Origin of the sequence: Nocardia sp. NPDC050710 (assembly GCF_040654375.1) — a bacterium.
Classification (GTDB): Bacteria; Actinomycetota; Actinomycetes; order Mycobacteriales; family Mycobacteriaceae; genus Nocardia.
On record NZ_JBFAHV010000015.1, the window covers coordinates 27827 to 49716 of the forward strand.

Genomic DNA, 21890 nt, shown 5'->3' on the forward strand with positions numbered 1-21890 from the left:
CCGCAAGATAGCCGGACGTGGCGATCGCCGCCATGACGGCGAAAGCGACGACTGCTGTCGCGTATCCGATCATGGGAACCTCCTCGATTGCTTCCCTGTAGCCTCACCGCCGAACCTGACAGGACCCTGTGTTTCCGGTGGCAATGGCGTGCGAACTCCCGGTAAGTGAGGAATCGCGGCCGGACGATCGACCACGGGATCGGCAGCCACCGGGACAATGGAATCCGTGACTGGTAGCCCGAGGATCGCCGACCGGCGCCTACGCGTGCTGTCTCTGCTGATCGCGGCGGCGATCGCGATCGCCGGGCTCTGCTATTCGTCATGGGTGCTGGAGTTCGTGCTGCCTATCCACGTGGACCCGGTCGATACGTTCCTCAGCGAGCTCGACGCGGAAGGCAAGCCGTACCGGGAGGTGTTCGCGACCGCCGACAAGATCGTCGGCGCGCTGCTGATGCCCGCGGCGATCGGCGGACTACTGGTGTTCCCGCGCCGCAGGCTCACCACCGTCGGCTGGGTGGCACTGTTCTGTTTCGGCGCCGCGACCATCGCCGACGTGCTGTTGCCGCTGCGCGACTGCACACCGGAGGACAACAGCGCCTGCGGCGGCGCGGGTAGCGAACTCTTCCCACAGCTGCACCAACCGCACGCGCTGACCAGCACCCTGGCGGTCACCTCGATCGCGGTGGCGGTTTTCGCGTTCAGTCTGGCCGCCTATCGCTATCACCGCTGGCGGATCCTGCGCGAGGCAGGCGTGATCATCCTGGCGCTCGGTGCGGCGGCGACCGTGTGGATGTTGGTCGCCGACAACCTGACCGGCAATTACGCGCTCGGCATCGCGCAGCGAATCCAGGTAGGTGCCATGTCGCTGTGGCTGATCACCTTGGCGGCGGCGGTGGTCCTGGAGGGCCGGGAATGGATCGAACCCGTCAGCCGACGTTGATCTTCACCGTGTAACCGCCCAGTCGCGGGGGCAGTTTCGCCGTATCGACCAGCAGGATCTCCCCGGTATCGGGCAGGCCGTTCGGCAGCGTCTTGGGTTTCAGCCCGAAGGGCGGCTGCTCGCCCTGACTCCCCGCCACGCCGAAATCACTATCGTTGGCGATGTAGATGGTTCGACCACCGTCCAGTGTTGCGATGCCCTCGATCTTGTCGTGGCCGAAGAACTCGCCGTTGGCATTCACCGACTCGCCATCGGCGTTGAGCGCGTTGACAAGTCCGGTCAGATCGAGATTATGCGTCTTGGCCACCGGGGTGATCCCGGCCCGCCGCAGGGCCGCCATACCGTCGGCGGTGGTGACCGTGCCGACCGAGGTCTCCAGCGGCTTTCCGTCGATGAGCAGCCCGCCGCGCTTCGGATCGTAGTGCGCGCCGGGCACCGTCGACTGCGGGCCGACGTCGGTGGCGCCCGCGATATCGATGGTCCACAACTTCTTGTTCGACTTCGGGGCCGGCTTGCCGTCGCGTTCATCGACCAGGAAGGTGGTCGGGCCGATCGCGGTGATCTCGGAGACGGCGACCTTGTTCTGCTCGGGATTCTCGAGCGGATAGACGAACTCCCTGAGCGCCTTGGTCTTCAGGTCGACGGTGACGATACGGGTCATCGGGACGTCCTTGGCGGAACCGCCCAGCCCCGGGGTATTCAGGCCGCTCTGGACGATGCCGACCAGGGTGCCGCCGTCGGGGGTGATGGTGAGACCCTCCATACCCTGGTTCGGGGTGCGCAGCGAAATCTCCTCGGGCAGGCCGTTTCCGGGGGCCAGTCGTTCGATCTCGGCGCCCTCGGCATCGAAATGCACCAGGAACGGACCGTATTCGTCGGAAACCCAGAAGGTGCCGTCCGGCAATGCGACCAGACCCTCCGGATCGAGACCGTGGTCGGTGGGCGGCAGCACATTTCCGGCGAGATCACGGATGGTCTCGCCGGTGCTCGCGGCGATATCGACCTGACCGTTGAACGGGATGCCGTTCGCGGTGCGCAGATCGATGGTGGACCGCAGCACCGCGTGGTTGCCCACCATTTCAAAACGTCCGATCCGGGGCACGAAACTCGGCACCGGAGCCAGCTTTTCGTTCTTCCCGGGACCGTCCACGTTCGGGCCGCGGTCGGTGAGGCCGTAGAACTCGTTGGTACTGCCGGGCACGGGGGTCCATGCCGAGCCGAAGCCACTGCCCTGCACCGTGCTTCCACCGAACTCGCCGAGCGGCGGAATGTCGGTGGTGTACAAGCGAACCGCGTCCGTGGTCGTGACGGTGAACTGATCGAGGCCGCGATACCCCGCGATCGGACTGTAGACGAACGAACCGTCGGGGCGGCGGGTCAGGTTGCCCTGCTCCGGTTCCAAGCTCACGGTGAGGACGGTGGCGGCGCCGGTCTTGCCCACCAGATCGTCGAGCGTGAACACCAACTCCCCGTCGCGCGGCACCGTGAAATCGGAGTCCGATCCGGGTGTGGTGCAACCTGCCGCCAGTACGCCGGTGCACAGCACGACGACGATTGTGGCGATCCGAGGAAGGGAGCGTGCTTTCACCAGCCATGCCTATCGCGTGCATCCGACTGCGAGTCGAAAATGAAATGAACTATCGGCAATCGAGCATGCCATGCTCTCGCCATGGGTGATCGAGTGAACATTGCGTCGGAATCCGAGTTCGAAGATGTCGTCGGCTACTCCCGCGCGGTCCGGGTCGGCGCCTTCGTCGCGGTCAGCGGAACCACCGCCGCCGCACCCGGCGGCACCGCGATCGGCGGCGCCGATATCGCCGCACAAACCCGAGAAGCGCTGCGCCGCATCGGCGACGCCCTCACCGAGGCGGGCGCGAGCCTGGACGATGTGGTCCGCACCCGCATCTTCGTCACCGACATCACCCGCTGGCCCGAGATCGCCGAGGCGCACCGCGAGGTCTTCGGCGCCATCCGTCCCGCCGCGTCGATGTATCAGGTCAGCGCGTTCATCACACCGGCGCTGCTGGTGGAGATCGAGGCCGACGCGATCGTCGGCGGATAGGGCGGACCGGCCACCACGCACAGCCCAGGCCGGACCCATCGACGCACCACCGGACCGACCCGGGCGCATCCGGAAAAGCCGGGCCCGGCCGACCCGTGCCATTAGGGTCGGGTTCGTGACCAGCGCCACGCCGGAACCCACCGCTCCCCTCGCCCTGCTGGATCAGGTCGCCGCCGCGACCGCCCGCCTCCTGGAGACGGTCGAGGGCATGAGCGATGACGACGTCATCACACCGTCCCTGCTCCCCGGCTGGACCCGCGGCCATGTTCTCGCCCACACGTCCCGCAATGCCGATAGCCTGGTCAACCTGCTGCTCTGGGCCCGCATCGGCGTCGAAATCCCGCAATATGCCAGCAAATTCATCCGCGACCACGATATCGAGGCGGGCGCCGCGCGCCCGATCGCCGAACAACTCACCGACCTCGCAACCTCCGCCCACCGCTGGCAGGCCCTCGCGAGAACCACCCCCGACACCGCGTGGTCTGCCACCGTCCGCACCCGCGCGGGGCGCGAAATCCCCGCCACCGAGGTCCCCTGGATGCGCCTACAGGAGGTCGAAATCCATCACGTCGACCTCGGCCTGTCCTACACCCCCGCCGACTGGCCCACCGACTTCCGCGACCGCCTACTGACCGCCGCCACCGCCGACCTCGATCGCGCGATCTCCGCGGAAACCCCCGCCACGACCCCCACCTTCGCCATCCACACCACCGACACCGACTTCACCGCCACCCTCGGCCGAGGCACCCCCACCCGAACCATCACAGCCCCGACCCCCACCCTCCTGGCCTGGCTGATAGGCCGCTCCCCCGGCACCGACCTCGCCGACACCCTCCCCACCCTCCCCGCCTGGCGCTGACCCCGAATCCCGCCCCAGTCCCCACCCGACATCGATCGCCATCACCCCACCGAGCCACCGCCCCCCGAGCCGCCGCCCACCCCCAAGACCCGCAGGGCAAGGCACCTCAATGCCCGCAAGGTGAGACCCCGGCGTCCGCAAGGCGAAATCCGACGCCCGCAAGGCGAGGCCCCGGCGTCCGCAAGGCGAAATCCGACGCCCGCAAGGCGAGGCCCGATGCCCGCAGGGCGAGGGAGGGGGTCCGGGGGCGAAGCCCGCCGGGTAGGGTGTGGGGGCTGCGCCCCCACAAGAAATGACGAAACGAGCAAGGCCCACACCCTTGTGGGCATGGGCCTTGCACGAGTGCAGTGCGCCCGAAGGGACTCGAACCCCTAACCTCTTGATCCGTAGTCAAGTGCTCTATCCATTGAGCTACGGGCGCATGTGTATTCAATTGTCACCCGGCGAACCGGGTGTGGCGGAGGCGAGAGGATTTGAACCTCCGGTCCCCGTGAAGGGACAACTCATTAGCAGTGAGTCCCATTCGGCCGCTCTGGCACGCCTCCTGGAGCCTTCTCTTCGAGGGCACCGGTCCTTTCGAACCGCCGAGCAGCAAGGTTACAGTAGCCGACGTACAGATAACAAAACGCCTGGTTATCTACCGTAAATTACTGTCGAACCAGTCGAAGATACGAGTTTGGGGATCGACGAGGACGGTGCCGTCTTCGGCGGTGTCGCCCGCGGTGTCCGCGCGGTGGCGCAGACCCGGATAACTGATGACGAGACTCGCGACCGAGGCGCGTGCGGTGGCGTCGCGCAACTGGTCGATGTCGGTGGGTGGGGTGTCGGGGTCATCGGTGCCGAAGAGGCCGAGCCAGGGCGCCTGGAGGTTCGGGGCGACCCGCACCAGGGCGTCGGCTTCGGAGGTCAGCGGTTCGACGATGCCGGGTGCGGCGACACTGACGGCGGCGCCGACCGGGCGGTTGGTAGCGACCAGGAAGGCGGCGGTGCCCGCGTGGTCGAATCCGAGGACGCCGATGCAGTCGGGGAAGACCCCGTGGCGTATCAGCCAGTCGAAGCAGGCGTCGAAATCGGCGAAGAGTTCTTCGCCGAATACCTCGTCGACCTGGTCGCCGTTGATCCGATGGAATAGATTGGGCGCGACCACCGTCCAGCCTTCGGTGGCCAAGGCCCGCATGAGCTCCAGCAATGTTCCAGTGAACTCCCGGGATTCGTGTAACACCACGATCCCGCCACGCGCGTTTCCGTCCGGCTCGACCACGGTGATGGGCACCTGGGTGTGGGGGGCAGGGTGCTGCGTCATGTCGTCGCCACCGCGTAGCGGGGCTATATCGTCATAAATGCCCGACATGAAACAAGCGTAGGGCGACAGCCTGATATTCGCGAGAAATTGCACGTGGGCGGCCATTACCCGCAGATTTTCCGGTACGCTACCCCAGCTCGGGGCCCGGTATCGCGGACCGCCGCGGTTTTCCGGAAACCCGCTCCGGGCCGAGGACGGATGCGGCCGCCACATAGGGTGGAGGGGTGACACCGCACATCCGGCCGGACCTCTCCTCGATCCCGGCGTATACCCCGGGCCGCAGCAACCCCGGCGCGGTCAAACTCGCCAGCAATGAGACCACCCTGCCACCGCTGCCCGCGGCGGCGAAGGCGATCGGCGAGGCGGCCGAACTGGCCAACCGGTACCCGGACAATCAGTCGACCGAACTACGCGCGGCGCTCGCGGATTTCCTCGGCGTCACCGCGGCCAATGTGGCCGTCGGCTGCGGCAGCGTCGCCATCCTGCAGGAGCTGGTGCAGATCACCTGCGACGCGCCCACCGACGAGGTGGTGTTCGCATGGCGCTCGTTCGAGGCGTATCCGATCGTCACCCAGGTCGGGAATGCGACCGCCGTGCAGGTGCCGCTGGATCCGGGGCTGGTACACGATCTGGACGCACTGGCCGCGGCGGTTACCGAGCGCACCAAATTGATCTTCGTGTGCAATCCGAACAATCCGACCGGCACCGCGGTGGGCCGGGCGGCGCTGGTGCGATTCCTGGACTCGGTGCCCGCGCATGTGCTGATCGTGCTGGACGAGGCGTACTACGAATATCTGCGGCTCACCCCCGAGGATCGCCCGGACGGGGTCGAGCTGGGCCGCACCCGGCCGAATGTCATTGTGTTGCGGACCTTCTCGAAGGCGTACGGGCTGGCGGGTCTGCGCGTCGGCTATGCGGTTGGCGACCCCGAGGTGATCGCGGCGCTGATGAAGGTGCACATCCCGTTCAGCGTGAACCGGGTCGCGCAGGCCGCCGCCATCGCCTCGCTGGAGGCGCGGCACGAATTGCTCGATCGAACCGATGCCCTGGTCGCGGAGCGCGTGCGGGTTCGTGACGCGCTGCTCGCGGCGGGCTACCGCGTGCCGCCGAGTGAGACCAATTTCATCTGGCTTCCGCTGGGCGAACACAGTGTCGAATTCGGTGAGGCGAGCGCGGCGGCCGGTGTGCTGGTTCGGCCCTACGGCACCGACGGTGTCCGGGTCACCATCGGCGACGCCCATGAGAACGATCTGTTCCTGGAGTTCGCCTGCGACCCCGCGGTGGCCGCCCGCTTCGCCTAGGAGGTGCCCAGCGCCCCGGCGATGGTCGGCCAGGACACCGCGAGTTCGTCGGCCCAGTAGGGCCACGAATGCGTTCCGGTGGGGCGGAAGTTCGCGGTGACCGGGATACCGAGCTTCACGAGCCGCTCGGTCAGCCTGCGGGTGCAGGCGTTGGTGCCCGCCTCCAGCGGACCGCCGAAGCCGACGGTGCTGGCCAGTTCCGGATTCCCCGGTACGTCGTACTTACCGGGGAGCCCGCTGCCGACGGACAGGTAGACCGCCTTACCGCGCAATGCTTCCGCGTGCACGATCACATCGTGTGCGAGCCATTCCGGGTCGTCCTGCTTGCCGAACATATTGTCCGGCTGGCCGCGATAGGTGGCGACGACGGTACGCGCCTGCGCCTGGCCGACGTCGGTTCCCATCGAGAAGCATCCGCTGTGCGCCGCCACCGCCGTGTACAGCGCCGGTTGCCGGACGGTCAGCATCATCGCCGCCTCGGCGCCCATCGAGACGCCCATGATCGCGTTGCGGCCGTTGCCCTGGAATCTGGCGTCGATCAGCGGCGGTAGTTCGCGGGTCAGGAATGTCTCCCATTTGTTGGTGCCGAGCACCGGATCCGGCTGCTGCCAATCGGTGTAGAAGCTGGCGGGCCCGCCGACGGTGAGCACCACGTTGACGTTCTTGTCCTCGAAGAACCGGTCGGCATGTCCGAGTTCGGTCCAGTTGTTGCTATCCGGGTTCGCGCTGCGACCGTCCAGCATGTACACGGTGGGGCGGCTTCGGTCCTGCTCACGCGGCAACAACACCTGCACCTCGACGGTGCGGCTCATCGCGGGCGACTTGACGAAGACCCGCAACCACCGATCGCTGATCGGCTCGATGCGTTCGATCGCGGGCCTGGCGGGCGGCACGGTGGTCGGCTCGGCCGGGCTCGGACCGTCCGACGAACCGGTGCTCGGCTTATCCGGTTCGGCCAGCACCTGGGGAGCACCGACCCCCGCCGCACCGGGTAGCAGTGCGGCGCATATGACGACACCACAGAGCCAGCGCCGTATTTCCCGCCGAGACAGCATGGGTGCCATCCTGCCAGAAACAAGGAAGCCGGGCCGGATGCCATCGCCATAGGCGGGTGGGCATCGCTTTTCCCACGCCCCGAAGCGCCATACCGCGATGGCGACCGATCACCGCGAATTCGGGCACACGGTCAGCACACCGGCCGTACGCTGCTCATCGGGCCTTTTCGGGCGTCGATTGGGAACAGCATGACCGTGCACAGCTACGACCCGCATCGAGGTCGCGGTGTTGTGCACGCGCGCTTACGGCGGCCGTACCCGGCCGGGCCCGATTCCGATCTCCGGCTCGCACCCGATTACACGCAAATTCACGGCATCAATGGCGCTGGACCCGCTCGGGCGCCACCGACACCCCATCTCGGCCGTGCCCGCGCGCGAATTCTCTGCTCGAAAGATGTCTGTCTGTCCACAGTCGCAGTACCTGATGCCCGACCGGAGAAAAACGTGAACCAAGTGTTACCCGTTCCACCGATCGAGAATGCTCCTGACACACAACCTTTCAGCCTCGACCTACGCCGTCGCCTGCGCGAGTGCGACGAATTCTTCCGCCGACCCGAACTAGCCCATCTATCCGCGCAACGCAGGCGCACCGCGCTCGAGCAGCTCGAACAAAACGGCTACTACCTGCAGACGGCCGAGGAAATCCTGATCGGCGCCAGGCTCGCGTGGCGCAACCACGCCCGCTGCGTCGGCCGAAAACATTGGCGCTCATTGAAATTGCTCGACGCGCGCCGGGTGCGCTCGGCCCGCGACCTCGCCGAGGTCTGCTGGCAGCACCTGCATATGGCCACCAATGGCGGCGCCATCCGCTCGATGATCACCGTCGGGCCGCCGCGCCAAGCCGACGGACGCGAATACCGCATCGTGAGTCCACAACTCATCCGCTACGCGGGCTACCGCAAAGGTGACGGCACCGTCATCGGCGATGCGGCCAATATCGCGATCACCGAATTCGCGACGAAGCTTGGCTGGCGCGGCGCGGGCACCCCGTTCGATATCCTGCCGGTGCTGATCAGCACCCCGGACGAGCCGATCCGCTGGTTCGAGGTGCCCCCGGAGCTGGCCCGCGAGGTCGAACTGGAACATCCCGACTTCGACTGGTTCGCCGGACTCGGCCTGAGATGGCATGCGCTACCGGCGGTTTCGAATATGAATCTGGAGATCGGCGGCGTCACCTACCCGTTCGCCCCCTTCAACGGCTGGTATGTGGGCGCGGAGATCGGCGCACGCAACCTCAGCGACACCAACCGCTACAACATGCTCCCGCTCGTCGCCGACATGATGGGTCTGGACACCTCGAGCGCCCGCACCCTCTGGCGGGACCAGGCTTTGGTCGAACTGAACCGCGCTGTGCTCTACAGCTACCGCAAGGCGGGCGTCCATATCGTCGACCATCACACGGTCGCGAAGCAGTTCTGCGACCATGTCGCCCGCGAAGAGGCGGCGGGCCGCACCTGCCCGACCGATTGGTCCTGGATCAACCCGCCGATCTCCTCGGGACTGACCCCCACCTTCCACCGCTACTACGACCCACCCGACGACGATATGCGCCCCAACTTCGTCCGGCGGGATACCACGTGAAACGCGATTCCAGCGGAGACGGCGGTCGAGGACAGAGTAGCGACCAGAGTCGAATCCTCAACGGCCACAGCTTAAGATCGACGTGCTACACAGAGGGGGAGGACTCGAAGTGTCGACTAGACGGCCGCTGGGTGACCGGCGGGTGTGCCTGATCACCGGTGCTGGAGGCACGCGCGGCGACGGGTTCCGCCGGGCGCTGTACACGCAATACGACATCGTGGCCGTACATTGCAATCGGCCGCCCGGTGTGCCTTCGCAGATCGAATGGTTCGTCGACCCGCAAGCCGAACTGCCGGAGAACAATTCGCGGGTGCACCTGATTCGGGCCGACCTGAACGAGCCGGGTGAGGTGGAGCGGGTTGTCGACCTGGCGTTGGCGCGGTTCGGGACAGTCGATCTGCTGATCGACAATGCCGCCGACCGGAAGTCGCGCGCGGCAGGGCATGGTTGACGGCGACGTGGCGCCGGCCGATTTCGCCGGCATGTTCCGGACGAATGTGGTTGCGCCACTGCGGATGACGACACGGCTGGCCCAACGGAGCAGTGTGTCAGGAGAATTCTCGCTCAGATGGAACCGAAACGGCCGGTTCTTCGTCAAACCTGATATGAAACCCGACATGCAACCGCTGACGGCGCGCACAGGCAGGCCAAGGTCGCCGAATTCGCCGCGATTGCTTGGTTCGGGGGTGAGGATGCGGTTGGCGAACGGGGTGGTGTTTGGCGTTTCCGACGACGCCGGGCCTTGTGGTGATTCTATGAAGAAAGGAAAATCATGACAGATTTCAAGGTTGTTCCAGATGACCTGGACAAGGCGGCAGCAGGATTACTGAAAATTGCCGAAGAAAACACCAAAGCTGTTGCCTACGCCAAGGAATGGATGGACCTGGAAGGAAATGCCGGCGCTATTCTGAAAGATATTATTCAGGCGCTCGACGAAAATTGCTCCAGAATCGCGTACAACTATGAGCGCCTCGGTGTGATTACTAACTTGTCGGAGCAGGAGCTGCGGAAAGCTGCGCAGATGTACCGGACAACCGACGCAAAGAACGCAGCCAATCAAGATGCGCTGTACGTTAAGGCAGAAGGCGAATGACCGAGTCTCCGATTGAAAAACTAACCGCGCCAGACAATGTGGACTGGTTTCCAGGTTCCAGCGTCGCCCAATTCATCCTCGGCGGCGATTTACTCAGCATCTCCGGCGTTGTGAATCAGATAATCGACACGGTCACAGGGTGGAACGCGGTTGAATCGATAACTAGCAACTACGGAGGGGACTGGAAGGGGCTCCGCAAGTCCGTTGATGCGTTCAGAAACTTAGCCGAGTACAACAATGCATATGCCGCTTCAGTAAAGGCCTCCACTGAATACTTCAGCACTTCATGGCAGGGGAAAGCGGCTACTAGTGCGGTCGAATTTTTCGACACACTCTGCACAGCTCTGGAAAATCAGGCGACGGCGCTGAACAAGCTCGCAGACGAGATAAACCTTTTTGCCGAAGCGTCCTACCTGATGATTCAAGCGATGAATAACATCGTTCAGATGATTGTCGACCTCGCGATCATTTTGATCGCGTCAATCCTTGCGTACGGTACCGGAATCGGAGCGGCAGCGTCGGCGGTAAGTGCCGCCATTTCGGCGTCGATGATCGCCAAAGTCGCGGCAGCCATGAAACTCATCGGTGAAAGCCTTGTCATTGCCGAAGGGGTTATGGGCCTGATCGTTACCGGACTTGCTGCATCGCAGGGTGAGGACAAGCATACGCAGCTTCCCAGCCTCGGAAAGTCCTACAATCACAGTGCGGTGTAATTATGAAACCAGATAACGAGCCGATGCTTGACACCGTTGGTGGCGATATCGGAATGTCACGCCATATCGCGAATGCCCTTACTGTCATTGCCGATCGCACTCACGACAACAATCTCAAGGTCTGTTGCGGGAGATCTTGAATGGCCAAGGCAGCATTCGAGACCTCATACGCAACGAGGGGTTTATTCGCCTCAGCGAGACCGTCGTTCCCCCTGCTCTCGCGGAACTGAAGTCACTGACCCCGGAGGAGATGCAGCGCCTCGCAGATCAAGGCAATGCGGTCCTGGATCGGTACCGGAATGAGGTTCCGGCCGGTCAGCATCAGCCGGAACCGGATGCTAGTTATGAATCGCAACATCAAAGCCCGCCTCGGGATGCGGCCCCTAATTCAGTAGGCGTTGGTGTCCCTGACCTTGCGCGAGATTCTCGAACACTGCCAGGAACACGGAAGCCCAACCGCGACAGAATTGTATGGCCGGACGACGATCTGGACGAAGACGACGCATACTTCCAGGATCGCAACCGGAGGGGCTGGCTACAGTGACAGAAAGTAATGAACGAAACCTCGGCCCACCAATGACCTATCAGCGGCCCGAGACGAACGCGAGCGATGTGGTAATTAGGTTGCGCCGGTCATCCGGACTTGCCGTGAATACCGGGCATGTGTGGTTGGATCGACTGAGAGCCATGGCGCCCCCACCGCTCGAACTCGAGATCGACCAGCCGCTGCCGCCGATATGTAGCAGACATGGACGTTCGGAGGTTTCGCGCCGTCCGGTTCGTGTGTATTTCTTCGACTCCCATTCCCGTCGCCGATCTCCCTCAGTTATGCCCGAATTCTCGGTCGCAACTGTGCTACAGCCGGAATTGCGTCAGAGAAAAGTCTCGACCGTCATCGTTGGGGAATGGCCGGTCTGCGACCGGTGTGTACGCGCCGGTCGACTGGGTCGCCGTATCGCACGGTTCCTGTATGCAGCGATGGCTGCCAATCTGGCGGCGTTCGTGATCGTGGCGGCAACGAAGTTCGAGCCCCTGATCGTCCCGGTTTCGGCTGCGGTGCTACCCGGTTCGATCCCGCTCGGTCTGTTAGCGGCGGTTTGGATCACCAAGAAGGGAGTCGAACCGGTCATATTCCGCCCCATCTACGACGTACGCTTCGCCTTCGCGCAGGCTCATCCCCGCTTCCGAGCAGCCATCGATAAGGACCCGCGCTACAAGCCACCCTTGGATTGAGTGGGGATGGGCATTCGCTCTGGTGGCGAGAGGAATTGCTGTGGCTGGCGTCGACGCCGAGGTGAGATCCACGGCTATCAGGAGCTGATACGTCGGGCCTGAGCTACGCCATGGTCCTTCGCAGCCCATCGACCAGCCAGTTGTGCGCCGCACCGGTCGTGGCGGGGGTTCCGGTGATGTGCGAGGTCAGTTGCCAGTATCGGCGGGGCCGCGGGTCGTTGTCGATTTCGCCGCCCAGCAGCTGTCGACGAAACAATGGCGTGTCGCGCCTGCGGCGGGCGAGGGAGTGGGCGGCGACGAACTGATCGAGTTCGACACCCGCACGGGGGGTTTCGGCTTCGAGGACGAGGCGTCTGGTGTGGTCGTACACCTGCGCCAACGCTGCGAGTAGTCCGTTCTTATCGCGGATCGGGGTATCCATGGGCCGCCACAACTGCGCCGAGACCACCGAACGCGACGCCGGATCCGCGACAAGCGCAACCGACTCGGCGTAGGCGAGGACTCGATCCGGCGTCGGAAACGGCGGCAGTCGTGGGACATTCGCCGCTATGAACCCGTCGGCCGTGTCCGGGGTCCTATCGGTGAGATGTGACAACGCGATGACAACACACAACCGAAGGTTGTGGATCAGCGTTGTGCAGCCACCGCAGCGACAACGCGGACCAGACCCCGTCTGACGGAAGAAATACAGCTCTGACCGGCAAATAGGATAAAGAATCCGAGTCCTGTGCCTGGTGGTAGGTGGCTACGTGTCATAGCTGGGGTCGGCGGGGATCACCGTCGTCGCACACTGAGGACATCGCATTGCGACTCGCGCGTCCCTGCCGCCAGCACGGGCCTTCAGCAGCACCACCGCGCCTTCGGGAACACGCAGGCGGACGTATCCCGGCTCGGTGGGCTGCCAACGGACTTTTTGTCCCAGGATGGGGTTCCACATCGCTACCCACCCCGATGTCATCGAAATACCACAGGTCGGGCAAGCCATGGTGTTCATGAATGGCCAGGCTAATGCCCTTGGCCTGGCAGGTCAGCCACATTCGGCAGGTGGGCGCGTCGGGAACCTCCCGGCAGCCAAGACCAATTCAGCACCCTGCTGCACCTTCAGAACGTGCCGACTGCGGTCGTGTCGGCTTGGCTGGGGGCATTGCGACGCCGCGTTCACGATGCGGACCTACGTGCACAGCCAGCCCGACGCGCTGGCCGAGGCCGCCCGGAGTTTGAACGCGGTTGTGACAAGTCGTGACAAGACAGCGGCCGTACGATCGATTCGAAATCGGCGACGCCGCAGGCCAACAGCCTGACCTCGGCGTCTGTGGCGGAGACGGAGGGATTTGAACCCCCGGTCGCTCTCGCGACGCTCGCTTTCAAGGCGAGTGCATTCGGCCGCTCTGCCACGTCTCCCGGCAAGTCGCCGCGCGACTTGCCCAGCGACTTTACCTCGCGCACTGGCGTCGCGCCCAATGATGCCGGTGGGAGGTCCTCAGCCGTCGCGGTGGCCGATGGCCTCGTCGATGCGGCCGAAGACGTCGGCAATCACCTCGAGCTGCGCGGGGGTGAGCAGGTCGATGAAGTTGCCGCGCACCGCGTCGACGTGGCCGGGGGCGGCGGATTCCAGCCTGCGCATGCCCTCGTCGGTCAGTTCGGCGAGCACGCCGCGGCCATCCTCCAGGCAGGTGTTGCGGCGCACCAGGTGCTGGGCCTCCAGCCTGCGGATCTGATGGGTGAGTCGGCTGCGGGAGGAGAGCACGCCATCGGCGAGTTCGCTCATCCGCAGCGAGCGGTCGGGGGCCTCGGACAGCAGGACCAGGATCCGGTATTCGGCGATAGTGAGATCGGAGTCGTGTTGCAGCTGACGGTTCAGCGCCGTCATCAGGCGCTGATGACCGTCCATTAACGACCGCCACGCACGCTGCTGCGCCGGATTGAGCCAGCGGGTCTCGGCGGGCGCGCGACCGCTCGATTCGGGATGCACGGGCCTAATTCTAATGCGCTCTGAGCTGGGAAAATACCGCCGGTGGCTCAGCGAACGGTGGCGATCAGCGATCGATTGAGGTCGGCGGGACCAGCACAGCCGGAAAGTCCGAGCGCCGAATCGAAATCGGCGAGCAGCAACCGCAGCGCATGCCGCATACCGTCGCGTCCGGCGATGCCGAGACCGTAGGCCCACGGCCTGCCGTAGAGCACGGCTTTGGCGCCGAGTGCCAGCGCGATCAGCAGGTCCGAACCGGTGCGCACGCCGGAGTCGAACAGGACGTCGGCGCGGTCGCCGACCGTGGCGACCACCGCGGGCAGCGCATCCAGCGCCGCGATCGAACCGTCCACCTGACGGCCGCCGTGATTGCTGACCACCACGGCGTCCGCACCCGCGTCCACCATCTGGCGCGCGTCGTCGGGGTGCAGGATGCCCTTCACCGCGATCGGCAGATCGGTCCATTCGCGCAGGTGGGCCAGATCCGCCGGGCGCAGCCCGTGATTGCCGAACAGGCCGGCCCAGGTCAGGATCGCCGCCCGCATCGCCTCGGCGCTCTCCTGCGGCGGCGCGGACAGTTTGGCCAGGAAGACCGGATCGGACAGATAGTTGGCGATACCCTTGCCGTGCAGGAAGGGCAGATGGGCCAGCTCCAGATCACGCGGCCGCCAGCCGAGCATCGGGGTGTCGACGGTGACCACGATCGCCTCCGCGCCCGCCCGCTCGGCCCGCGTCACGAACGATCTGGCCAGTTCGTCGTCATTCGGCCAGTAGAGCTGATACCACCACGCGTCCGCGGCCGCGCCGACCTCCTCGATGGTGGAGGAGGCCGCGGTGGAGAGCACGGTGCCGATCCCGAGCTCCTTCGTGACCTCGGCCGCGATCACCTCACCGCCGTCGTACACCAGCCCGAGTACCCCGATCGGCGCGGTCAGCACCGGTGCGGCCAGCCGCGTGCCGAGCACCTCCACCGAGAGATCCCGCGCGCCGGGTCCGGTGGTGCCCCGCAGCATGCGAGGCACGATCCGGTACCGATCGAATGCGGAGCGGTTCGCCGCCGCCGTCCGTTCCGACGACGCGCTACCCGCCACATACGCATATGCCACCGGGTCCAGTTCCGCTGCCGCCCGAGCCTCCAATCCCGCTGCCGTCATCGGCAATTCGGGCACGACACCACCCAATCCACCCAGGTAGATCTCGTTCTGGAAGTCGATGAAGCCACTCACGCGGGGAACGCTAGTCCCTCCTCCGGTCACGCGCAGGGTGCTTACCAGATCGCAATCAACCCCGCCGTCGGCAACGAATGCGCTACGGCCTCGATCACGCCGAATCACCGGGGACCGTGCGGTGAGCGGTCTGAGCGGAGCAGTATGGGACAGGTGCGCGCTATCAACCTGAACGGGTTCGGTGGACCCGAAGTAATGCGGTGGAGTGAGGCGCCGGATCCCGTACCCGGGCACGGTGAGGTGCTGATCGATGTCGTCGCGGCGGGTGTGAACCGCGCCGACCTCTTACAGCGGCAGGGCTTCTACGCCCCGCCTGCCGGGGCGAGCGAGATCATGGGGCTGGAGTGCTCGGGCGTCGTCGCCGAGGTCGGTGACGGTGTGCGGGACTGGCGGGTGGGCGATCGGGTCTGCGCGCTGCTGTCCGGCGGCGGATATGCCGAGCGGGTGGTTGTGCCCGCCACCCAGCTGCTTCCGGTGCCCGAGCAGCTCGATCTCGGCGCGGCCGCCGGACTTCCCGAGGTCGCGGCCACGGTGTGGTCGAATCTGGTGATGACCGCCGGGCTGCACGCCGGTCAGCTGGTGCTGATTCACGGCGGCGGCAGCGGCATCGGTACGCACGCCATCCAGGTGGCGGTGCAGCGCGGCGCGCGTGTCGCGGTGACCGCGGGCTCAGCGGAGAAGTTGCAGCGGTGTAAGGAACTCGGTGCGACCGTGCTGATCAACTATCGAGAGGACGATTTCGTCGCCGCGGTGCGCGCCGAGACCTCCGGTGCGGGCGGACCCGGCGCCGACATCATCCTCGACAATATGGGCGCCGCCTACCTGGCGCGCAATGTGGCGGCGCTGGCCGACCACGGCCACCTGGTGGTGATCGGCATGCAGGGCGGTGTCAGCGGCGACCTGAATCTCGGTGCGCTGCTGTCCAAATGGGGCACCATCCACGCCACCAACGTGCGCAACCGTCCCACCACCGGCAACCACAGCAAGGCCGAGATTGTCGCCGCGGTCCGCAGTCAGCTGTGGCCGCTGATCATCGACGGCACCATCGTGCCGGTGATCCACGCCGAACTCCCGATCGCCGAGGCTCCCGACGCCCACCGCCTGCTCGACGCCTCCGACGCCTTCGGCAAAGTCACCCTGCGGGTGCGCGACTAGATCCCGGACGATGTCGTCATCTCGCGTCGGCCGCGACCCGCGCGAGGTGGCGAATGGAGGGCGCGGAAACCGGCGCGAATTACTCGAGCGCGGCGAGGGCGCGGCCGAGTTGGTCGATCTCGAATTTGGTTGTGTAGGGCGCGAGTCCGACGGTTACCGCGCCGCCCTCGTCGTTCACACCGAGCGCATCGAGTAATCGGCTGCCGCCGTGGACGCCGCTGAGGGTGCCGATGCGGGCGTCGGCGAGTTTGGCGGCGACCTTCTCCGCCTGCATGCCCGCGAGGGTGAAACTGACCGTCGGGATGCGGGTGGAGGCCCGGCCGATCACGGTCAGGTTCGGAACCTTGTCCAGGGCGTCCATCAGATGTTCGAAGAGCTGATCGTGATAGTCCTGCAGCGAGGTGATGGAGATTTCCAGGCGCTCGCGCCGGGTGCCGGTGGCGCGTTCGTCCAGTCCGGCCAGGAAGTCGATCGAGGTGGTGAGCCCGGCCAGTAGCGCGTACTGGTGACCGCCGACCTCGAGCCGCTCGGCGCCTTTCGCGTACGGGTTCAACGACATCGACGGAATCCGGTCCAGGAACGCGGGGTCACGGAACACCAGGGCGCCGATCTGCGGGCCGCCCCAGGCGGGGGCGCTCAGCGCGACCACGTCGGCATTGAGCTCGTCGATATCGATCAGCGCGTAGGGCGCCGCGCCGAACGCGTCGGCGACCAGTAGTCCGCCCACCTCGTGTACCCGGTCCGCCGCGACCCGCACCGCGGGCGCGGATCCGACGATCGGCGACGCGGCGGTCAAGGCGACCAGCCGGGCTGTCGGCCCGATCAGTTCCTCGAACTGCCAGGAGGGCATCTCACAGGTCTCGATCTCGACCTCGGCCCAGCGCACGTGAGCGCCATAGCGGTTGGCGATGCGCAACCACGGGGCGACATTCGCCTCATCGTCCAATCGGGACAGCACGATGCCGGTACCGAGTCCGAGCCGGGAGCTCAGCGACTCGGCCAGCCAGGCCAGCAAGACCGCGCGGTCCGGCCCGAGCACCACACCGGCCGGATCGCCACCGACCAGGTCGGCGACGGCCTCGCGGGCCGCGTCGAGGATCGCGGCACTGCGCACGGCGGCGCCGTTACGACCGATGTGGGAGAACGACGACGTACGGAAACCCGTTGACACAGCACGGGATACCGAATCCGGCACCAGCATGCCCGCCTGCGGATCCAGGTGGATCCAGCCGTCGCCCAGGGACGGTATCAGGCCCCGAACCCTCGCGACGTCGTAAGTCATGTGGGCCACTCTAAGGGCAGTGGGCAAGCCGGCGTAACCGCGTTCCCTCCGACCTGGGGGTGGGAGCACAGCCGCCCCGGCCTACGCGCCGGCGGGGAGGGGCGCAGCGAACTGGGACTCAGCATGGCAACCGACTTTCAGCAAATCCGAACCATACGACGACGCGAACAGTTTAGGACCCTCCCGCCGCGAGCAGACACCGACCGGTGCACCCGGTCCGTGACCGCACTGTGGCCCGCCGGCGCCGCGCGCCCGGCTTAGCGCGTTCGCGCAGAACGCGACATGATGGGGATCATGACGCATTCGGATGACGCACCCGATTCCATCGTCGTGGTCGGACCCGACGGGCGGCCGCTGGTGATCCCGGCCGACGCGGGCACCCCGCTGACCGGGCAGGTGGTCACCGACAACGACAAGAACCCCGATGATCAGGACGAACGCGACGACTCCGGTGAATCGCTCGCCGACATGGTGGAACAGCCCGCCAAGGTCATGCGCATCGGCACCATGATCAAGCAGCTGCTGGAGGAGGTCCGCGCGGCTCCGCTCGATGACGCCAGCCGGACCCGGTTGCGCGAGATCCACAAGTCCTCGGTTCGTGAGCTGGAACAGGGCCTGGCCCCGGAGCTGCGCGACGAGTTGGAGCGGCTGACCCTGCCGTTCACCGACGACGCCATTCCGTCCGACGCCGAACTTCGCATCGCCCAGGCCCAGCTGGTCGGCTGGCTGGAGGGACTGTTCCACGGCATCCAGACCGCGCTGTTCGCGCAGCAGATGGCGGCCAGGGCCCAGTTGGAGCAGATGCGCCAGGGCGCGCTGCCGCCCGGCATCCACGCCGTCGACCCGCGAGGCGGCCGGACCGACCAGGTCACCGGCGGATCCGGGCAGTACCTCTAGGAGTGATCCGTCGCGGAAATTCATCGCCACCACGCCGACCGGCACGGCCCGGTAGGAATATGGACGGGTAGTCTCGGGGATCGTGCCCGCCGCTGCCGCTCGACCCGACTCCGATATGAGTTCGGTGCGTCCTGAAGAGAGCCAAGTGCGTTCAGATGACAGCTCAGTGCGATCAGAAGAACCTGCGCATGCAGGGGAAACCAGTGCGTCGGCAGAAGAGAACCCGGTGACCGCCGAGAACTCGGCACCGGCCGAGGAAGCCGCCGCGCCCACCGCCGCCGAATCGGCGGTCCGCACGGAGCCGCTCATCTCGGATTCACAGACCTTCGGTCGCGCCTTCAAGGACTTCCGCGACGGTTTTTCCCAGCGCGAACTATGGCTGTCACTGGGCTGGCAGGACATCAAACAGCGCTACCGGCGTTCGGTGCTCGGCCCGTTCTGGATCACCATCGCGACCGGCCTGCAGGCCGCCGCGATGGGTGTGCTCTACGCGACGCTGCTGAACCAGCCGCTGCGCGAATACCTGCCCTATGTGACCGTCGGGCTCATCGTCTGGAATGTGATCCAGGCCAGCATTCTCGAGGGCTCGGAAGTCTTCATCGCCAATGAGGGGTTGATCAAACAACTTCCCTCGGCGCTGAGCGTGCACGTCTACCGGCTGGTATGGCGGCAATTCCTGTTCTTCGCACACAACATGGTCATCTATCTGGCACTGCTGGTGCTATTCAGCGTCTGGAAGAACCTGAGCTGGGCGAGTCTGCTCGCGGTGCCCGCGATGCTGCTGCTGTTCCTCAATGCGATGTGGGTGTCGATCGTGTTCGGCATTTTCAGCACCCGCTACCGCGATATCGCCCCCATTCTCAGCAGCACGACGCTGATGCTGTTCGTGCTGACGCCGGTGATGTGGACGACCAAGACGCTGCAGTCGCAGATGGGCGCGGGTGACCGGGCCCGGCTGGTCGAGATCATCCCGACCTTCCACTACCTGGAAATCGTCCGGGCCCCACTGCTCGGCGAGCCGCAGGCGCTGCGGCACTGGGCGATCGTCGTCGCGATCACCGTCGTGGGCTGGATCGTCGCGGTCCTCGCGATGAAGCAGTACCGTTCTCGCGTGCCGTACTGGGTATAAGGAGGCTCCACGGTGACCTCTCAGGTGAGCATCGAAACCCACCAGGCGTGGGTCGAATTCCCGATCTTCGACGCCAAATCGCGGTCGTTGAAGAAGGCCTTTCTCGGTAAAGCGGGCGGCGCGATCGGACGCAACCAGTCCGACGTGGTGGTCGTGGAGGCGCTGCGCGATATCAACCTGTCGTTGAAGGAAGGCGACCGGATCGGCCTGGTCGGGCACAACGGCGCGGGCAAATCGACGCTGCTGCGGTTGCTTTCCGGCATCTACGAACCGTCCCGCGGCAGTGCCCGAATTCGCGGACGGGTGGCGCCGGTATTCGATCTCGGCGTCGGCATGGATCCGGAGATCTCCGGATACGAGAACATCATCATCCGCGGGCTCTTCCTCGGCCAGACCCGCAAGCAGATGCTGTCCAAGATCGATGAGATCGCCGATTTCACCGAGCTCGGCGAATACCTGTCGATGCCGTTGCGCACCTATTCGACCGGTATGCGGGTGCGGCTGGCGATGGGCGTGGTCACCTCGATCGACCCGGAGATCCTGCTGCTGGACGAGGGCATCGGCGCGGTGGACGCGGAATTCATGAAGAAGGCGCGGCTGCGATTGCAGGAACTGGTCGCACGTTCTGGCATTCTGGTATTCGCCAGCCATTCCAATGAATTTCTCGCGCAACTCTGCGATTCCGCACTGTGGATCGATCACGGGCAGATCCGGCTGCGCGGCGGCATCGAAGAAGTGGTCCGCGCGTATGAGGGACCGGATGCGGGTAACCACGTCGCGACGGTGCTGCGCGAAATGGAAGCGGAGCGGGCGGCGACGGCCGACGAAACGATCGAACGAGAACTGGAGCGGAACAAGGCATGAGCGGTCAGGGCCCGGAGGAGGCAGCTCACGTAACCACGGAGGGCCCCCCGCTCGTGCCAATCGAACCCAGCATGAGCGGTCAGGGCCCGGAGGAGGCAGCTCGCGTAACCACGGAGGGCCCCCCGCTCGTGCCAATCGAACCCAGCATGAGTGAGCCGACCGGGCAGGACGCCCCGATCAACGCGGGGACGCCGGCCCCGGTCGACTCCGTGACCGCCGATGACGCGGTTCCGGCGCTGTTGACCGCCGCCGATGTACAGCCCGCGGCGGGCACCGGGCCCGGCGCCAGGGTGATCGCCGTCGTGGTGACGCACAAGCGGCGCGAACTGCTCGCCGAATCGCTGAAAGTCGTGACCTCCCAGTCCCGGCCGGTGGATCACCTGATCGTGGTCGACAACGGCAACGAGTCCGAGGTCGCCGATCTGGTGCGGGAGCAGCCGATCGAATCGACCTACCTGGGTTCGGCCCACAACCTCGGCGGTGCGGGTGGTTTCGCACTGGGCATCCTGCACGCACTGACCCAGGGCGCCGACTGGGTATGGCTGGCCGACGACGACGGCAGGCCCGAGGGCACCGACGTGCTGTCGATCCTGATGGATTGCGCCGGACGGCACGGTCTCGCCGAGGTCTCCCCTGTTGTCTGCGATATCGACGAACCGGATCGGCTCGCCTTCCCGCTGCGCCGCGGCGTGGTGTGGCGGCGACTGCGTTCCGAACTCGGCGACGAGGATTTCCTGCCCGGCATCGCCTCACTCTTCAACGGCGCGTTGATCTCCGCGAAGGCCGTCGACCTGATCGGTGTCCCTGATCTGCGGCTGTTCGTCCGCGGCGACGAGGTCGAGGTGCATCGGCGGCTGGTTCGCTCGGGTCTGCCCTTCGGCACCTGCCTGCAGACGGCGTACCTACACCCGAACGGCGCCGCCGAGTTCAAGCCGATCCTGGGCGGCCGGATGCACACCCAGTATCCGGACGATCCGGTGAAACGCTATTTCACCTACCGCAACCGCGGCTATCTGATGGCCCAGCCCGGCATGCGGAAGCTGTTGCCCCAGGAATGGATTCGCTTCTCCTGGTTCTTCCTCGTCACCCGCCGCGACCCCGCCGGACTGCGCGAATGGTTCCACCTGCGCTCGCTGGGTCGCAACGAGCAGTTCGGTAAGCCGGACTAGGAACACCACCGCACCGGCCATCGGTGCAGGTAGAAAATGGATTGCTCGGTATCGGGCCG

22 protein-coding genes and 3 tRNA genes are annotated in these 21890 nt (G+C 65.6%); 14 read left to right on the forward strand and 11 right to left on the reverse strand.

The genetic code is table 11. The annotated features are described in order from the left end of the window. Positions 1 to 226 precede the first annotated feature (226 nt). Positions 227 to 940, forward strand: a complete 714-nt coding sequence (locus tag AB0H61_RS23635; protein WP_357307959.1) for a DUF998 domain-containing protein — start codon at positions 227 to 229, stop codon at positions 938 to 940. Here the strand turns inward: AB0H61_RS23635 and AB0H61_RS23640 are convergent. Then, entirely contained in the window at positions 927 to 2528 is a 1602-nt protein-coding gene (locus AB0H61_RS23640) for an esterase-like activity of phytase family protein (protein ID WP_357307961.1), read from the reverse strand. The genes AB0H61_RS23635 and AB0H61_RS23640 overlap by 14 nt on opposite strands. Before the next feature lie 81 nt (positions 2529 to 2609). Between AB0H61_RS23640 and AB0H61_RS23645 the strand changes: the two genes are divergently transcribed. Together AB0H61_RS23645 and AB0H61_RS23650 are read left to right on the forward strand one after the other, a co-directional pair. After that, on the forward strand, positions 2610 to 3002 hold the full coding sequence (locus tag AB0H61_RS23645; RefSeq protein ID WP_357307963.1) for a RidA family protein: 393 nt from the start codon (positions 2610 to 2612) through the stop codon (positions 3000 to 3002). Between the two features lie 115 nt (positions 3003 to 3117). Continuing rightward, positions 3118 to 3861, forward strand: coding sequence for a maleylpyruvate isomerase family mycothiol-dependent enzyme (locus AB0H61_RS23650; protein WP_357307965.1), 744 nt, complete (start codon positions 3118 to 3120; stop codon positions 3859 to 3861). Positions 3862 to 4209: 348 nt separating this feature from the next. Here the strand turns inward: AB0H61_RS23650 and AB0H61_RS23655 are convergent. The 3 genes from AB0H61_RS23655 to AB0H61_RS23665 all read right to left on the reverse strand — a co-directional run bounded on the left by AB0H61_RS23655 (position 4210) and on the right by AB0H61_RS23665 (position 5212). After that, a tRNA-Arg gene (locus AB0H61_RS23655) sits at positions 4210 to 4282 on the reverse strand. Positions 4283 to 4316: 34 nt separating this feature from the next. Continuing rightward, positions 4317 to 4406, reverse strand: a tRNA-Ser gene (locus tag AB0H61_RS23660). A gap of 92 nt (positions 4407 to 4498) precedes the next feature. Then, a complete protein-coding gene (locus tag AB0H61_RS23665; RefSeq protein ID WP_357307967.1) occupies positions 4499 to 5212 on the reverse strand; it encodes a dienelactone hydrolase family protein in 714 nt (237 codons plus the stop codon). 176 nt (positions 5213 to 5388) lie between these two features. Here AB0H61_RS23665 and hisC point away from each other — a divergent pair, with 176 nt between their 5' ends. After that, positions 5389 to 6465 carry a histidinol-phosphate transaminase gene (gene hisC / locus AB0H61_RS23670; protein ID WP_357307969.1) on the forward strand — a complete coding sequence of 359 codons (1077 nt, stop codon included), beginning with the start codon at positions 5389 to 5391 and terminating at the stop codon, positions 6463 to 6465. Here the strand turns inward: hisC and AB0H61_RS23675 are convergent. Then, positions 6462 to 7520 carry an alpha/beta hydrolase family protein gene (locus tag AB0H61_RS23675; protein ID WP_357307971.1) on the reverse strand — a complete coding sequence of 353 codons (1059 nt, stop codon included), beginning with the start codon at positions 7518 to 7520 and terminating at the stop codon, positions 6462 to 6464. The genes hisC and AB0H61_RS23675 overlap by 4 nt on opposite strands. 471 nt (positions 7521 to 7991) lie before the next feature. Here AB0H61_RS23675 and AB0H61_RS23680 point away from each other — a divergent pair, with 471 nt between their 5' ends. From AB0H61_RS23680 to AB0H61_RS23700, 5 genes are all read left to right on the forward strand, one after another. Beyond that, positions 7992 to 9101 (forward strand): nitric oxide synthase oxygenase, encoded by a 1110-nt coding sequence (locus AB0H61_RS23680; RefSeq protein ID WP_357308330.1) that lies wholly within the window; start codon positions 7992 to 7994, stop codon positions 9099 to 9101. A gap of 109 nt (positions 9102 to 9210) precedes the next feature. Further along, entirely contained in the window at positions 9211 to 9552 is a 342-nt protein-coding gene (locus AB0H61_RS23685; RefSeq protein ID WP_357307973.1) for an SDR family NAD(P)-dependent oxidoreductase, read from the forward strand. A 321-nt stretch (positions 9553 to 9873) separates the two neighbouring features. Further along, entirely contained in the window at positions 9874 to 10194 is a 321-nt protein-coding gene (locus AB0H61_RS23690; RefSeq protein WP_357307975.1) for a type VII secretion target, read from the forward strand. After that, on the forward strand, positions 10191 to 10907 hold the full coding sequence (locus tag AB0H61_RS23695) for a hypothetical protein (protein ID WP_357307977.1): 717 nt from the start codon (positions 10191 to 10193) through the stop codon (positions 10905 to 10907). The genes AB0H61_RS23690 and AB0H61_RS23695 overlap by 4 nt, the downstream gene beginning before the upstream one ends. A 687-nt stretch (positions 10908 to 11594) precedes the next feature. Then, positions 11595 to 12140, forward strand: coding sequence for a hypothetical protein (locus AB0H61_RS23700; RefSeq protein WP_357307979.1), 546 nt, complete (start codon positions 11595 to 11597; stop codon positions 12138 to 12140). Between the two features lie 103 nt (positions 12141 to 12243). Here AB0H61_RS23700 and AB0H61_RS23705 read toward each other — a convergent pair whose 3' ends face one another. The 5 genes from AB0H61_RS23705 to AB0H61_RS23725 form a co-directional block, all read right to left on the reverse strand. Next, positions 12244 to 12753, reverse strand: coding sequence for a hypothetical protein (locus AB0H61_RS23705; RefSeq protein WP_357307981.1), 510 nt, complete (start codon positions 12751 to 12753; stop codon positions 12244 to 12246). Positions 12754 to 12885: 132 nt separating this feature from the next. After that, positions 12886 to 13134, reverse strand: coding sequence for a PF20097 family protein (locus AB0H61_RS23710; protein WP_357307983.1), 249 nt, complete (start codon positions 13132 to 13134; stop codon positions 12886 to 12888). Positions 13135 to 13453: 319 nt separating this feature from the next. Beyond that, positions 13454 to 13541 (reverse strand) — tRNA-Ser (locus AB0H61_RS23715). A gap of 79 nt (positions 13542 to 13620) precedes the next feature. Beyond that, a complete protein-coding gene (locus tag AB0H61_RS23720) occupies positions 13621 to 14112 on the reverse strand; it encodes a MarR family transcriptional regulator (protein ID WP_357307985.1) in 492 nt (163 codons plus the stop codon). A gap of 47 nt (positions 14113 to 14159) precedes the next feature. Then, positions 14160 to 15335: an alpha-hydroxy-acid oxidizing protein gene (locus tag AB0H61_RS23725; RefSeq protein ID WP_357307987.1), complete on the reverse strand. Its 1176-nt coding sequence runs from the start codon at positions 15333 to 15335 to the stop codon at positions 14160 to 14162. Between the two features lie 153 nt (positions 15336 to 15488). Here AB0H61_RS23725 and AB0H61_RS23730 point away from each other — a divergent pair, with 153 nt between their 5' ends. Further along, complete coding sequence (locus AB0H61_RS23730) at positions 15489 to 16490, forward strand: NAD(P)H-quinone oxidoreductase (RefSeq protein ID WP_357307989.1); 1002 nt, start codon at positions 15489 to 15491, stop codon at positions 16488 to 16490. A 79-nt stretch (positions 16491 to 16569) separates the two neighbouring features. On the opposite strand, the gene AB0H61_RS23735 is transcribed toward AB0H61_RS23730, so the two are convergent. After that, the gene (locus tag AB0H61_RS23735) at positions 16570 to 17772 is read right to left on the reverse strand and encodes a cysteine desulfurase-like protein (RefSeq protein ID WP_357307991.1); all 1203 of its coding nucleotides are present in this window, start codon (positions 17770 to 17772) and stop codon (positions 16570 to 16572) included. Between the two features lie 294 nt (positions 17773 to 18066). Here AB0H61_RS23735 and AB0H61_RS23740 point away from each other — a divergent pair, with 294 nt between their 5' ends. The 4 genes from AB0H61_RS23740 to AB0H61_RS23755 all read left to right on the forward strand — a co-directional run bounded on the left by AB0H61_RS23740 (position 18067) and on the right by AB0H61_RS23755 (position 21831). Further along, positions 18067 to 18669: a bacterial proteasome activator family protein gene (locus AB0H61_RS23740; RefSeq protein WP_357307993.1), complete on the forward strand. Its 603-nt coding sequence runs from the start codon at positions 18067 to 18069 to the stop codon at positions 18667 to 18669. Positions 18670 to 18976: 307 nt separating this feature from the next. Beyond that, positions 18977 to 19798: an ABC transporter permease gene (locus AB0H61_RS23745; RefSeq protein ID WP_357308333.1), complete on the forward strand. Its 822-nt coding sequence runs from the start codon at positions 18977 to 18979 to the stop codon at positions 19796 to 19798. A 12-nt stretch (positions 19799 to 19810) separates the two neighbouring features. Beyond that, positions 19811 to 20662 carry an ABC transporter ATP-binding protein gene (locus tag AB0H61_RS23750; RefSeq protein WP_357307994.1) on the forward strand — a complete coding sequence of 284 codons (852 nt, stop codon included), beginning with the start codon at positions 19811 to 19813 and terminating at the stop codon, positions 20660 to 20662. A gap of 146 nt (positions 20663 to 20808) precedes the next feature. After that, positions 20809 to 21831, forward strand: coding sequence for a glycosyltransferase (locus tag AB0H61_RS23755; protein WP_357307996.1), 1023 nt, complete (start codon positions 20809 to 20811; stop codon positions 21829 to 21831). The last annotated feature ends 59 nt before the right edge of the window (positions 21832 to 21890 follow it).